The 13,389-nt window shown below is 64.0% G+C and carries 11 protein-coding genes; 10 read left to right on the top strand and 1 reads right to left on the bottom strand.

What is annotated here, in order from left to right:
• Nucleotides 1-167 precede the first annotated feature (167 nt).
• The 8 genes from mobB to ybaK all read left to right on the top strand — a co-directional run bounded on the left by mobB (nucleotide 168) and on the right by ybaK (nucleotide 10,086).
• On the top strand, nucleotides 168-695 hold the full coding sequence (gene mobB, locus RX329_RS35045; RefSeq protein ID WP_085350470.1) for a molybdopterin-guanine dinucleotide biosynthesis protein B: 528 nt from the start codon (nucleotides 168-170) through the stop codon (nucleotides 693-695).
• A 9-nt stretch (nucleotides 696-704) separates the two neighbouring features.
• Nucleotides 705-1,961 carry a gephyrin-like molybdotransferase Glp gene (gene glp, locus RX329_RS35040; protein WP_317245032.1) on the top strand — a complete coding sequence of 419 codons (1,257 nt, stop codon included), beginning with the start codon at nucleotides 705-707 and terminating at the stop codon, nucleotides 1,959-1,961.
• A gap of 66 nt (nucleotides 1,962-2,027) precedes the next feature.
• Entirely contained in the window at nucleotides 2,028-2,291 is a 264-nt protein-coding gene (locus RX329_RS35035; RefSeq protein WP_018456154.1) for a sulfurtransferase TusA family protein, read from the top strand.
• A gap of 318 nt (nucleotides 2,292-2,609) precedes the next feature.
• Nucleotides 2,610-4,265, top strand: a complete 1,656-nt coding sequence (locus tag RX329_RS35030; protein ID WP_018456153.1) for an OFA family MFS transporter — start codon at nucleotides 2,610-2,612, stop codon at nucleotides 4,263-4,265.
• Between the two features lie 91 nt (nucleotides 4,266-4,356).
• Entirely contained in the window at nucleotides 4,357-4,644 is a 288-nt protein-coding gene (locus tag RX329_RS35025; RefSeq protein WP_026233096.1) for a hypothetical protein, read from the top strand.
• Nucleotides 4,645-4,892: 248 nt separating this feature from the next.
• Nucleotides 4,893-6,602 (top strand): NADH-ubiquinone oxidoreductase-F iron-sulfur binding region domain-containing protein, encoded by a 1,710-nt coding sequence (locus RX329_RS35020; RefSeq protein ID WP_018456151.1) that lies wholly within the window; start codon nucleotides 4,893-4,895, stop codon nucleotides 6,600-6,602.
• Nucleotides 6,599-9,367, top strand: coding sequence for a formate dehydrogenase subunit alpha (gene fdhF / locus RX329_RS35015; protein WP_085350473.1), 2,769 nt, complete (start codon nucleotides 6,599-6,601; stop codon nucleotides 9,365-9,367). The genes RX329_RS35020 and fdhF overlap by 4 nt, the downstream gene beginning before the upstream one ends.
• A 245-nt stretch (nucleotides 9,368-9,612) precedes the next feature.
• The gene (ybaK, locus tag RX329_RS35010) at nucleotides 9,613-10,086 is read left to right on the top strand and encodes a Cys-tRNA(Pro) deacylase (protein ID WP_247397726.1); all 474 of its coding nucleotides are present in this window, start codon (nucleotides 9,613-9,615) and stop codon (nucleotides 10,084-10,086) included.
• 13 nt (nucleotides 10,087-10,099) lie between these two features.
• Here the strand turns inward: ybaK and RX329_RS35005 are convergent, their stop codons facing one another.
• Nucleotides 10,100-10,783 carry a GntR family transcriptional regulator gene (locus RX329_RS35005; protein WP_085350046.1) on the bottom strand — a complete coding sequence of 228 codons (684 nt, stop codon included), beginning with the start codon at nucleotides 10,781-10,783 and terminating at the stop codon, nucleotides 10,100-10,102.
• Nucleotides 10,784-10,940: 157 nt separating this feature from the next.
• On the opposite strand from RX329_RS35005, the gene tcuA reads away from it, so the two are divergent.
• On the top strand, nucleotides 10,941-12,332 hold the full coding sequence (gene tcuA, locus RX329_RS35000; RefSeq protein ID WP_317245031.1) for an FAD-dependent tricarballylate dehydrogenase TcuA: 1,392 nt from the start codon (nucleotides 10,941-10,943) through the stop codon (nucleotides 12,330-12,332).
• Nucleotides 12,333-12,360: 28 nt separating this feature from the next.
• Nucleotides 12,361-13,386, top strand: a complete 1,026-nt coding sequence (locus RX329_RS34995) for an esterase (RefSeq protein WP_317245030.1) — start codon at nucleotides 12,361-12,363, stop codon at nucleotides 13,384-13,386.
• The last annotated feature ends 3 nt before the right edge of the window (nucleotides 13,387-13,389 follow it).

Raw genomic sequence — 13,389 nt, 5'->3', positions numbered from 1 at the left:
AGCATGCTAGCGAGAGAACGAAATGCCGCCTATTCGTCATTGCGAGCGAAGCGAAGCAATCCAGGCTGCCGCTGTGGATCCATTCCTAGATGCTTCGCTGCGCTCGCAATGACGGAAGAGAGAGTGGTTCCATCAGGGACCTGGTCGCTCGCGGAGACGGAGCTGGAATGAAAGTCATCGGCCTTGCGGGCTGGAGCGGTGCGGGCAAGACCACGCTGTTGACGCGGCTGATCCCGCATTTCAATGCGCTCGGGTTGCGCGTCTCAGTCATCAAGCATGCGCATCACCAGTTCGACGTCGACGTTCCCGGCAAGGACTCCTGGCGCCATCGCGAGGCCGGCGCGGCCGAGGTGCTGGTTGCTTCGTCAAATCGCTGGGCGCTGATGCACGAATTGCGCGGGGCGGCGGAGCCGCGACTGCCGGAACTGTTGAGCAAATTGTCAGCCGTCGACCTCGTCGTGGTCGAGGGTTTCAAGCGCGAGCCGCATCGCAAGATCGAGGTGCATCGCGCGGCCAACGACAAGCCGTTGCTGTTTCCCGATGATCCCGGAATTTACGGGATCGCGGCCGATGTCGCCATTGAAACACGACTGCCGACCGTCCATCTCGACGATATCGCCGCCGCCGCGGAATTGCTGTTGCGCGCGGCGATGCCGGTCGAGGAAGCGGTCGCGAAAAGCGCTGCGATGCGCTGACGAGGCACCATGGCGCAATTGTCGGACGATTGTTTTGCCTTCGGCGGACCGATGATGTCGGTCGCCGAAGCCGTTGGCCTGATCACGACGCGCGTCAACGCGATTGTCGATCTCGAAACCGTGACACTCATCGATGCTGATGGGCGGGTGCTGGCCCGCGATATCGCGGCGCCGCTGCCGTTGCCCCCCTTCACCAATTCCGCTGTTGACGGCTACGCCGTGCGCAACGCCGATCTTCCGGACAGCGCCGAGCGGGCACTCCCGCTCGACGGCCGCATCCAGGCCGGCGGTCTGGCACTGGCGCCGATCAAGGCCGACCACACTGCGCGCATCTTCACCGGCGCGCCGATGCCGCCGGATGCCGAAACCGTCTTCATGCAGGAAGACGTGCGCGTAGACGATGCCGGCCGAATCGTGCTGCCGCCGGGGCTGAAGCCGGGCGCGAATGTCCGCCCTGCGGGAGAGGACATCCCCCAGGGCCACATCGCGCTGCGCGCAGGCCAGCGCTTGCTGCCGCAACATGTCGCGCTCGCGGCGGCGTTCGGCCTGGTCGGGCTCGACGTCGTCAGGCGCATCCGTGTCGCGGTGTTCTCGACTGGTGACGAATTGACCTCGCCCGGCGAGCCGCGCGCGGCCTCGCAGCTGTTCGATTCCAACCGCTTCATGCTGATGGCGATGCTGCGCCGGCTCGGCTGCGAGGTCAGCGATCTCGGCATTTTGCGCGACGAACGTACCTCGCTTGCGAATGGCCTCAAGCAAGTCGCAGGCACGCACGATCTGATCCTCACCACCGGCGGCGTCTCGACCGGAGAGGAGGACCACGTCAAGGCCGCGGTCGAAAGCATCGGCTCGCTGGTGTTGTGGCGGATGGCGATCAAGCCGGGACGGCCCGTGGCGATGGGCATCATTGAGGGCACGCCGCTGATCGGATTGCCGGGCAATCCCGTCGCGAGTTTCGTCACCTTTGTGCATGTGGTGCGGCCGACGGTGCTGGCCCTTGCGGGCAGCCTGCCGGCGCCGCTGTTGCCGATCCCGGTGCGTGCGGCATTCACCTACAAGAAGAAGGCGGGCCGACGCGAATATGTTCGCGCCTCCTTGCGGCGCACGCAGGACGGCGCACTCGAGGCAATCAAGTTTCCACGCGAGGGGGCTGGGCTGTTGTCCTCTCTGGTCGACACCGAGGGCCTCATCGAGCTCGATGAGGAGGTCACGCGTGTCGAGCCGGGGCAGAGCGTGGGTTTCCTGTCCTACGCCGATTTGCTCTGAGTCTGAACGTGATGCTGGTGCTGGCTCGGCGTTGACGCCATCGGTCGCTCCCGCCATGTTGCGCCGATGACCAGAACGACGCTCGATCTCACCGGACTGAAATGCCCGCTGCCCGCCCTGAAGACGCGGAAAGCGCTGAAGCCGTTGCATCCGGGGGATCAGCTTGAAGTGTACTGCACCGATCCGCTGTCGGTGATTGACATTCCGAACCTGATCCGAGAGACCGGCGACACGGTAGAGATCACCGAGCGCAACGACGCGCGCATCGTGTTCTTGATTGAGAAGGCCGATCGATCGATAGAAAATATCAATGGTGCGCCGCCCACTTAGCTCGCGGTCACTCGGTTGATACCTACCTTTTGTCTATCGACATCGATCATCACTTCTGCCCCAATTGAGGTCCTCCGCCGAGACGCGGAGGTCGAGTCGTGCCTGCGATATGCGGAGCAAATGGGCCGTCGAAAGAAGCCCGGCCGTGGCGTCGGGCATAGTCCCCACGGTTAGGGGTTTAACGTCTCGGATGCGCGTGACGATCCTGGCGCGCGTCGATCATTGTGCGGAGCAGCAGGGACAAAGGCTGCGCTGCAGGCTGAGGAACAGGACCGTCGTGGCAGGCCGTTCAGAAGGGCGGCTTTAGGGGAGGAATGCATGTCTACCATCGAGAGCGCTGGAACACTTTCGGGTGCCGGCGCAGGTTTTCTGGATCGCGAGCGGACCATCGCGACCGCCGGGTTCAATCGCTGGCTGGTGCCGCCGGCTGCGCTGTGCATCCATCTCTGTATCGGCATGGCCTACGGCTTCTCGGTGTTCTGGTTGCCGCTGTCGCGCGCCATCGGAGTCACCGCGCCGAAGGCGTGTGCCGACATGTCACTGTTTCAGGAGCTGTTCACGACCAGCTGCGACTGGAAGGTCGCCAGCATGGGGTGGATGTACACGCTCTTTTTCGTGCTGCTCGGTATCGCGGCTGCGGTCTGGGGCGGCTGGCTGGAGCGCGTAGGCCCGCGCAAGGCCGGCTTCGTCTCGGCCTTGTGTTGGTGCGGCGGCCTCTTCCTCGGTGCGATCGGGGTTTACACCCATCAGCTCTGGCTGTTGTGGCTGGGTTCGGGCGTGATCGGCGGCATCGGTCTCGGTCTTGGCTATATCTCGCCGGTCTCGACGCTCGTGAAGTGGTTCCCGGACCGTCGCGGCATGGCGACCGGCATGGCCATCATGGGTTTCGGCGGCGGCGCCATGATCGGCGCGCCGCTGGCTAACCTCCTGATGAACTACTTCAAGACCCCGACCTCGGTCGGCGTCTGGGAGACCTTCGTCACGATGGGCGTCATCTACTTCGTGTTCATGATGATCGGCGCGTTCCGCTATCGCTTGCCGCCGCCCGGCTGGCAACCCGAGGGCTGGACCGCGCCGTCGAAGGCCAACGCGATGATCTCGAAGGCCAACGTCCATCTCAACGACGCGCACAAGACGCCGCAATTCTGGCTGATCTGGTGGGTGCTGTGCCTGAACGTGTCGGCCGGCATCGGTGTGATCGGCATGGCATCGCCGATGCTGCAGGAGATCTTCGCCGGCAAGCTGATCGGCCTGCCGGAGGTGGGCTTCAACGCGCTCGATGCGGGACAGAAGGCGCAGATCGCCGCGATCGCCGCCGGATTCGCCGGATTGCTGTCGCTGTTCAACATCGGCGGCCGCTTCTTCTGGGCATCGCTGTCTGACAAGATCGGGCGCAAGAACACCTACTATACGTTCTTCATCCTGGGCATCGTGCTCTACGCGCTGGCGCCGACCTTTGCGGCGATGGGTTCGAAGCTCCTGTTCGTGCTTGGCTTCGGCATCATCCTATCGATGTATGGCGGCGGCTTCGCCACCGTGCCGGCTTACCTCGCCGACATGTTCGGAACCCAGTTCGTCGGCGCCATCCATGGCCGGCTGCTGACGGCGTGGTCCACCGCAGGCATCATCGGTCCCGTCGTCGTCAACTACATCCGCGAGTTCCAGCTCGCGGCAGGCGTGCCGCGCGATCAGCTCTACAACACGACTATGTACATCCTCTGTGCGATGCTGATTGCGGGCTTGATCTGCAACTATCTGATCAAGCCGGTCGATTCGAAGTGGCACATGAAGGACGCCGATGTCGCCAAGTTGCAGGCTGCAAGCGCCAGCGCCGCCGCCGCGGGGCCGCACGGCTCCTACGGCATCGGATTTGGCGGGCTTGACGCCAAGGCGGCGCTGTTCTGGGCGTTCGTCGGCGTCCCCCTGCTTTGGGGTGTTTGGAAGACATTGGAGAGCGCGGTCAAGATCTTCTGACCGTCGTCGAGACAGAAGCGGGATGCTCATCAGGCGTCCCGCTTCGTTGGCCTTTCGGACATCATCAGAAATGGGACTTAGGGGGATTGAAATGATTCGCACCCGAATTTGCCTTCGAATTTGCCTCGCGGCCGTGTTGCTCGTCGCTGGCCTTCATGCCGCATCCGCGCAGACGGCGACGCCGCCGGCGGCGCCTGCTGCAGCGACGCAAGCCAAACCTGGCAAGATGAAGCTCACCATGCAGAAGCTGAAAGACATGAAGGCGAAATGGGCAACCAACAAGCCGAAGCTGAAAGCCTGCCGCGCCGACGTGAAGTCCAAGGGCCTCGCCGGCGACGATCGCTGGTTCTACATTGAAGAGTGCATGAGCAAGACTTGAGATCGGGTTCCATCCGACGCTTGCGCAAAAGGGCACGGCGGGCGACCGCCTGCCTCCTAAATCATTCTAGAGACGCTCTAAATTCTCTTGCATCTGGCATACCAGAGATTAGAGTTGCGTCGAATTTGGCTTGATCGGCGGGACGCAGGAACCGGTGGTTCCGTTTGATCGAGTCGGGAAATGAAGACTGATCGCCTTGGCGGTCCGGTCCAAACTCATCACGCATTTGAAGAGAACGCGACGTCTCCATGAGCAGCAACGACGACGTTCACAAGGTTCGCGAGTTCGAACATCCCGGCCAGGGACGGAAGCGCGCCAAATCCACACCCAAGGGACGGCAGGTCGATCCCACCGCCTCTCATGAGATCGCGCAGTTGCTCGGCGACCGACCGCGGCGTCGCGACCTGTTGATCGAATATCTGCACCTGATCCAGGATCAGTACCGCCAGATCTCGGCCGCGCATCTCGCCGCGCTCGCCGACGAGATGAAGCTCGCGTTCGCCGAAGTGTTCGAGACCGCGACCTTCTATGCGCATTTCGACGTGGTAAAGGAAGGCGAGCCCGATATCGCGCCGCTGACGATCCGCGTCTGCGATTCGCTGACCTGCGCGATGCTCGGCGGAGAGAAGCTGCTCGCGGATTTGCAAGACGCGTCAGGTCCCGGCATCCGCGTGGTGCGTGCGCCCTGCGTCGGCCGCTGCGATACGGCGCCTGCCGCGGAAGTCGGACACAACTTTGTTGACCATGCGACGGTGGCCAATGTCATGGCGGCGGCGAAGGCTGGCGATACCCACGCGCATCTGCCCAACTATATCGGCTATGAAGCCTATGTCGCCGGCGGCGGCTACAAGCTGCTCAATCGCCTGTGCTCGGGCGAACTACCGACGGACGACCTGCTGAAGGCGCTCGACGACGCCTCGTTGCGCGGTCTCGGCGGCGCCGGCTTCCCGACGGGACGTAAATGGCGCGCGGTGCTTGGTGAACCCGGCCCGCGCCTGATGGCGATCAACGGCGACGAGGGCGAGCCCGGCACGTTCAAGGATCGCGTCTATCTCGAGAGCGATCCGCACCGTTTCCTCGAGGGCATGCTGATCGGTGCGCATGTGGTGCAGGCCTCGGATATCTACATCTACCTGCGCGACGAATATCCGGCCTCGCGCGAAATCCTCGAACGTGAGATCGCGAAGCTGCCGCCGGGCGGTCCGACGCTGCACATGCGCCGCGGCGCTGGCGCCTATATCTGCGGCGAGGAATCCTCGCTGCTGGAAAGCATCGAGGGCAAGCGCGGCTTACCCAGGCACAAGCCGCCTTATCCATTCCAAGTCGGTCTGTTCGGCCTGCCGACGTTGATCAACAATATCGAGACCTTGTGGTGGGTGCGCGACATCATCGAGAAGGGCGCCGACTGGTGGAAGGGCCACGGCCGGCATGAGCGGCACGGCCTGCGCAGCTTCTCGGTTTCGGGCCGCGTCAAGAATCCCGGCATGAAGCTCGCGCCTGCTGGCATCACCGTGCGCGAGTTGATCGACGAATATTGCGGCGGCATGGCCGATGGCCATCAGTTCTACGCGTACCTCCCGGGTGGTGCGTCCGGCGGCATCCTGCCGGCGGCGATGGACGACATCCCGCTCGATTTCGGCACGCTTGAAAAATACGGCTGCTTCATCGGCTCTGCCGCGATCGTGATCCTGTCGCAAAAGGACAGCGTGCGCGCGGCCGCATTGAACCTGATGAAGTTCTTCGAGGACGAGAGCTGCGGCCAGTGCACGCCGTGTCGCGTCGGAACCCAGAAGGCCGCGCTGCTGATGCAGCAACCGGTCTGGAACCGCGCTCTCCTGGACGAATTGAGCCAGGCGATGCGCGATGCCTCGATCTGCGGGCTCGGACAGGCGGCATCGAATCCGCTTGCCACCGTGATTAAATATTTCCCTGACGAGTTCAAGGAAGCGGCCGAATGACGAAGATTACGTTCGAGCTCGACGGCAAGCAGGTCGAGGCCAATGCAGGCGAGACGATCTGGCAAGTCGCAAAACGCCAGGGTCGCGAGATTCCGCATCTGTGCTACTCGCCCGCGCCGGATTATCGCCCCGACGGCAATTGCCGCGCCTGCATGGTCGAGATCGAGGGCGAGCGCGTGCTCGCGGCGTCCTGCAAGCGCACGCCATCGGTCGGCATGAAGGTGAAGACCGAGAGCGCGCGCGCGGTTTCCGCGCAAAAAATGGTCATGGAGCTGCTGGTCGCCGACCAGCCGGCGCGCGAGACCTCGCACGATCCGGACTCCAAATTCTGGCACTGGGCCGAAACCACTGGGGTCACCGAGAGTCGCTTCCCCGCCGCCGAGCGTTGGGCGACCGACGCCAGCCATCCGGCCATGCGCGTCAATCTTGACGCCTGTATCCAGTGCGGCCTGTGCGTGCGCGCCTGCCGCGAGGTCCAGGTCAACGACGTCATCGGCATGGCCTATCGTAGTCACGGCTCGAAAATCGTGTTCGATTTCGACGATCCGATGGGCGAGTCCACTTGCGTCGCCTGCGGCGAATGTGTGCAGGCCTGTCCGACCGGGGCCCTGATGCCGGCCGTAATGCTGGACGAGAAGCAGACCCGTGTCGTCTATGCCGACAAGAAGGTGGATTCGCTCTGCCCGTTCTGCGGCGTTGGTTGCCAGGTGACCTATGAGGTCAAGGACGAGAAGGTGATCTATGCCGAGGGCCGTGACGGCCCGGCCAACCGCAACCGTCTTTGCGTCAAGGGCCGCTTCGGCTTCGACTACATCCACCATCCGCATCGCCTGACCAAGCCGCTGGTGCGGCTACCGAACGCGAAGAAGGATTCCAACGACCAGGTTGATCCGGCCAATCCGTTCACGCATTTCCGCGAAGCGAGCTGGGAAGAAGCGCTCGACATCGCGGCCAAAGGCTTGGTCAAGATCCGCGACGAGAAGGGCGTGAAGGCGCTGGCCGGCTTCGGTTCGGCGAAGGGCTCCAACGAGGAGGCCTATCTGTTCCAGAAGCTGGTGCGCACCGGCTTCGGCTCCAACAATGTCGACCATTGCACCCGTCTGTGCCACGCCTCGTCGGTCGCGGCGCTGTTCGAAGGCCTGAGCTCGGGCGCCGTGTCGGCGCCGTTCTCGGCTGCGATGGACGCCGAGGTCATCATCGTGATCGGCGCCAATCCGACCGTGAATCATCCAGTCGCCGCGACCTTCATCAAGAACGCGGTCAAGCAGTACGGCGCAAAGCTGTTCGTCATGGACCCGCGCCGGCAGACGCTGTCGCGCCACGCGACCAAGCATCTGCAGTTCAAGCCGGGCTCCGACGTCGCCATGCTGAACGCGATGATCCACACGATCATCACCGAAGGGCTGACCGACGATCAGTACATCGCCGGCTACACCGAGGGGTTCGAGGAGCTCAAGGAGAAGATCAAGGAGTTCACACCGGAGAAGATGGAGCCGATCTGCGGTGTCCCGGCGCAGACCCTGCGCGAGGTCGCGCGAACCTATGCGCGGGCAAAATCGTCGATCATCTTCTGGGGCATGGGCATCAGCCAGCATGTCCACGGCACCGACAATGCGCGCTGCCTGATTGCGCTGGCGCTGATCACCGGCCAGGTCGGGCGTCCCGGCACCGGCCTGCATCCGCTGCGCGGCCAGAACAACGTGCAGGGCGCTTCCGATGCCGGTCTGATCCCGATGTTCCTGCCGGATTATCAGCCGGTCGGCCGCGACGACATGCGCGGCGCCTTCGAGAAGCTGTGGGGCCAGGATCTCGATCCCGTGCGCGGTCTGACCGTGGTCGAGATCATGAACGCGATCCATGCCGGCGAGATCAAGGGCATGTATATCGAGGGCGAAAACCCAGCGATGTCCGACCCCGATCTCCAGCATGCGCGCCAGGCGCTTGCCATGCTCGACCATCTCGTGGTGCAGGATCTCTTCGTCACGGAGACCGCGTTCCACGCCGACGTCATCCTGCCGGCCTCGGCGTTTGCCGAAAAGGAAGGCTCCTTCACCAACACCGATCGCCGCGTGCAGCTCGCACGCCAGGTGATCAAGCCGCCGGGCGATGCGCGGCAGGATCTCTGGATCATCCAGGAGATCGGCAAGCGCATGGGGCTGCCGTGGAATTATGCCGGTCCCGGCGAGGTCTTCACCGAGATGGCGGAGTTGATGCCGTCGCTGAAGAACATCACCTGGGAGCGGCTGGTGCGCGAAGGCGCGGTGACCTATCCCGTCGACGGTCCCGACGTGCCCGGCAACGAGATCATCTTCACCACAGGCTTCCCGACCGCCAGCGGCCGCGGCAAGATCGTTCCGGCTCACGTCATCCCGCCGGACGAGATCCCCGACACCGAATATCCGATGGTGCTCTCGACCGGCCGCGTGCTCGAGCATTGGCACACCGGCTCGATGACCCGCCGCGCGCAGGTGCTCGACCAGATCGAGCCCGAGGCGGTCGCGTTCATGTCGCCAAAGGACATGCACAGGAAGAAGCTCGCGCCCGGCGATTTCATCCGGCTCGAGACCCGCCGCGGCGCGGTCGAGGTCAAGGTCCGCTCCGACCGCGACGTGCCCGAGAACATGGTGTTCATGCCGTTCTGCTACGCTGAGGCGGCGGCCAATCTCCTGACCAACCCGGCGCTCGATCCGTTCGGCAAGATCCCGGAGTTCAAGTTCTGCGCGGCCAGGGCGGAGCGGGCCGAGATGCGCGACGCGGCGGAGTAGGCTGCGCGCTCGCCGGTTATTTGGCGGCACAATGCCTGCGGTGTCGTCCCGGCGAAGGCCGGGACCCACACCGCGAGGTGTCTCGTTAGCGGATGGTGGGCGTACCGAACGACGAGTCTTCTCCAAACTCCTCCCTGTGGTTATGGGTCCCGGCCTTCGCCGGGACGACGCTGAGGCTGTGGTGCATGTGTCCATCCGTGTCGCCGTCCCTTCGCTCCTCGCAGCGGCGGTGCTAGACATCGTCGATGTCCAAAGCCACCCCAGCCACACGCGCGCTCACGGCCGCCGGTGTTGCCTTCACTGTCCACACCTACGACTACGATCCCGACGCCGAGAGCATCGGCCTTCAGGCTGCATCCGCACTCGGCGAGGATCCCGCGCGCGTCTTGAAGACGCTGATGGCGCTGGTCGACGGCAAGCCGGTCTGCGTGATCGTCCCGTCCGATCAGGAAGTCTCGATGAAGAAGCTCGCCGCTGTTGTTAGCGGCAAGTCGGCGCAGATGATGAAGCCGCCTGAGGCCGAGCGCCTCACCGGCTACAAGGTTGGCGGCATCAGCCCATTCGGGCAGCGGAAGCTTGTGCGCACCGTGATCGAGCAGAGCGCGCTCGCACATGATTACGTGTACGTGAATGGCGGTCAGCGCGGACTGCAGGTGCGGCTCAGTCCGGGCGATGTGCGGGACGTGTTGAAGGCGATCGTCGCGGAACTGGTCGCCTGAGCGCGGCGCTCTGCTATTGTTTTTGCAACAGCTTCAGCCGACAGCGCAGCGCTTCGCGGATGTGTGTGCGCGCGAGCTGCTCCGCTTTGCCGCCGTCGCGAGCCGCGATGGCGTCGATGATGGCCTGGTGCTCGCCGTGGCTGGTCGACGGGCGACCGGATACGGTGAACGTGGTTGGACCGAGCAGGGCGATCCAGTCCTGCAATTCCCGCGAAGCGTTGTCGAGATAGCGGTTGCGCGCGGCGCGGCAGATCGCCTCGTGGAAGGCGCGGTTGAGCCGCGCCATCTCGGCGGGATCAGTCCCCGACGCTTCCACGAAGGTCTGCTCGATGTCCCTGAGCGCGTCGACCTCGGTCGCAGACGCGTGCTCGGCGGCAAGTCGGGCGGCGGCGCCCTCCATGATCTCGCGCATGGCGTAGAGCTCGAGCACCTCCGAGATGTCGAGGTTGCGTACGATCAGGCCGCGGCCGCCGGCAGGTTCGACGAACCCACGTGCGGCAAGCCGCCCGAGCGCTTCCCGCACCGGGGTGCGGCTGACCTTCAGCCGCTGGGCGACCTCTTCCTCGCGCAGGCGGTCGCCGGCGCGGTAGCTGCCGGCCTGCAGCGCCTCGCAGAGCGAGCGGAACACTGCTTCGCCGAGCGCCACGCCGCCGCCGCGCGCGATCGAGCCGCCTGCTTTTGTCGGGCGTCTTGCCATGCATCCTCGTGCTCGCCACGCGCATCCTGCCCATGCAGGATGACGCTTGCCGGACATTCGTATATCTTTGTATACAAAGGTGCGCAATGACCAGTCGGATTGGCCGAGGCCGCCGGCGGGCAGAATGTCTCCAACTTCGTCGCATCGGGCAGACGGCATGAGCAGCAAATACGATGTGCTGGTGATCGGCGGCGGCAACGCGGCGCTGTGTGCGGCAATCAGCGCGCGACGAGGTGGGGCATCGGTGCTGGTACTCGAAGGCGCGCCAAAGTTCTATCGCGGCGGCAACACGCGCCACACCCGCAACATGCGTTGCGCACATGACGAGGCGACCGAAATCCTCACCGGCCCCTACACTGAGGAAGAGTTTTGGGAGGATCTCCTGCGCGTCACCGGCGGCCAGACCGACAAGGTGCTCGCCCGGCACATGATCCGCGAGTCCAAGGACATCTTGAACTGGATCGTGGAGCAGGGCGTGCGCTGGCAGCCCTCGCTCGGCGGCACGCTGGGCCTCGGCCGCACCAACTCATTCTTCCTCGGCGGCGGCCGCGCGATGTTGAACGCACTTTATCTCACCGCCGAGAAGCTCGGCGTCGAAATCGAATACGACGCCGAGGTTATCGACCTCATGATCGAAGACGGCATGTTTCTCGCCGCCCACCTCAGGCGGCCGATCAAGGGCGACACCGAGATCCGCGCGACGTCGCTGGTCGCCGCCGCCGGCGGATTCGAGGCCAACATCGAATGGCTGAAGCAATATTGGGGTGAGGCCGCCGACAATTTCCTGATCCGCGGTACCCCCTATAACCGCGGCTCGATCCTGAAGATGCTGCTCGCCAAGGGCGTGCAGGAGGTCGGCGACCCCACCCAGTGCCATGCGGTCGCGATCGACGCGCGCGCGCCGAAATTCGACGGCGGCATCATCACGCGGCACGATTCTGTCGTGTTTGGCATCGTCGTCAACAAGCACGCGCAGCGCTTCTATGATGAAGGTGAGGACATCTGGCCGAAGCGTTACGCGATCTGGGGCCGGCTGGTGGCCGCGCAGCCCGAACAGATCGCCTACATCATCTTCGACTCCACCGTGGTCACGAGCTTCATGCCGACGCTATTCCCGCCGATCGCAGGGCAGACGGTGGCTGAGCTTGCCGGCAAGCTCGAGCTCGATCCGGCCGCGCTGGAAAAGACGATCACCGAATTCAACGCCGCGGTGCAGCCCGGCACCTTCGACCACACCATTCTGGACGATTGCCGCACGGAAGGCATCACGCCGCCGAAGACGCATTGGGCACGGCGGATCGAGACACCGCCCTACCTTGCCTATCCGGTGCGGCCCGGCATCACCTTCACCTATCTCGGCACGCGCGTGACCAGGGAAGCGCGCATGCTGATGGCTGACGGCAAGCCGTCGGCCAACATGTTCGCGGCCGGCGAGATCATGGCCGGCAACGTGCTCGGCAAGGGCTATGCCGCCGGCATGGGCATGACCATCGGCAGCGTGTTCGGGCGGATCGCAGGACGGGAAGCGGCACGCCACGCGAAGAATTAGGCGGAAGAACAGACACGAGGGAGGAACCATGTCACGCATTGCCATTGCTTCGATCGCGGCGCTGCTGACCGTCGGCTACGCCCACGCGGCCGAGCCGATCACGCTGCGAGACATGGGCTCGTTCCATGTCGGTGGCCGTCTTGTCGAAATCTCGGGCAAGCCGGTGAGGGAGGTCGTGTTCGCGCCCGGCGGAGTGCCGGCCAAGGTTGATCCCAACGGCACGTATCAGGTCGAGCAGATGTATGTTCAGTATTTCCTGCCGGCAAACGAGAAGGGTGCCTATCCTTTGCTGATGTGGCATGGCGGCGGACTGACCGGCGTCACCTACGAGACCACGCCTGACCGCGAAGGCTGGCTGAATTATTTTCTACGCATGGGGTGGGGGGTCTATAACTCCGACGCAGTAGAGCGCGGACGCGCGGGCTGGGCGCAATATCCCGATATCTTCAAAGGCGAGCCGGTCTTCCTGACCACGGCCAACCCGTTCGAGCGTTTCCGCATCGGCGATGGGCCGAACTCGTACGATCCCGATCCCGCCAAGCGAAAATTGTTGCCGGGCAACCAGTTCCCCGTCGAGGGTTACGAGAATTTCGTCAAGCAGAACGTACCGCGCTGGACCACGACCGACGATGCGACCATCGCCGCCTATATCGCTGAGATCGATCGCGTCGGCCCCTCGGTGCTTCTGTTCCACAGCCAGGCCGGCACCTTCGGCTTCAAGGTCGCGCAAGCCCGCCCTGACAAGGTCAAGGCGCTGATTGCGATCGAGCCGGCCGGCATCGGCGATCCCGCCAAAGCGGATGTGCTGAAGAACGTCCCGCCCCTCATCATCTACGGCGACTATATCGAGCGCGATTCGCGCTGGCCCAAGATCCGCGCCAACGGCATCGCCTTTGCGGACGCCATCAAGGCGGCCGGCGGCAGCGTCGACATCATCGATCTCCCGCAGACAGGCATCAAGGGCAATTCGCATATGGTGATGATGGACAAGAACAATCTCGAGGTCGCGGCCCTGATCCAGAAATGGCTCGAGGGCAAAGGCCTGACGAAGTAAAGC

Origin of the sequence: Bradyrhizobium sp. BWC-3-1, assembly GCF_032917965.1 — a bacterium.
In the GTDB taxonomy this organism is placed as follows: domain Bacteria; phylum Pseudomonadota; class Alphaproteobacteria; order Rhizobiales; family Xanthobacteraceae; genus Bradyrhizobium; species Bradyrhizobium canariense_D.
The sequence above is the reverse complement of the archived record's forward strand: the minus strand, read 5'-3'. Positions and strand labels throughout refer to the sequence as shown.

Excerpts from the sequence above, each read along its gene's own strand:
- mobB (WP_085350470.1), top strand. The coding sequence starts at position 168 with ATGAAAGTCATCGGCCTTGCGGGCTGGAGCGGTGCGGGCAAGACCACG.
- glp (WP_317245032.1), top strand. The coding sequence starts at position 705 with ATGGCGCAATTGTCGGACGATTGTTTTGCCTTCGGCGGACCGATGATG.
- RX329_RS35035 (WP_018456154.1), top strand. The coding sequence starts at position 2,028 with ATGACCAGAACGACGCTCGATCTCACCGGACTGAAATGCCCGCTGCCC.
- RX329_RS35030 (WP_018456153.1), top strand. The coding sequence starts at position 2,610 with ATGTCTACCATCGAGAGCGCTGGAACACTTTCGGGTGCCGGCGCAGGT.
- RX329_RS35025 (WP_026233096.1), top strand. The coding sequence starts at position 4,357 with ATGATTCGCACCCGAATTTGCCTTCGAATTTGCCTCGCGGCCGTGTTG.
- RX329_RS35020 (WP_018456151.1), top strand. The coding sequence starts at position 4,893 with ATGAGCAGCAACGACGACGTTCACAAGGTTCGCGAGTTCGAACATCCC.
- fdhF (WP_085350473.1), top strand. The coding sequence starts at position 6,599 with ATGACGAAGATTACGTTCGAGCTCGACGGCAAGCAGGTCGAGGCCAAT.
- ybaK (WP_247397726.1), top strand. The coding sequence starts at position 9,613 with ATGTCCAAAGCCACCCCAGCCACACGCGCGCTCACGGCCGCCGGTGTT.
- RX329_RS35005 (WP_085350046.1), bottom strand. The coding sequence starts at position 10,783 with ATGGCAAGACGCCCGACAAAAGCAGGCGGCTCGATCGCGCGCGGCGGC.
- tcuA (WP_317245031.1), top strand. The coding sequence starts at position 10,941 with ATGAGCAGCAAATACGATGTGCTGGTGATCGGCGGCGGCAACGCGGCG.
- RX329_RS34995 (WP_317245030.1), top strand. The coding sequence starts at position 12,361 with ATGTCACGCATTGCCATTGCTTCGATCGCGGCGCTGCTGACCGTCGGC.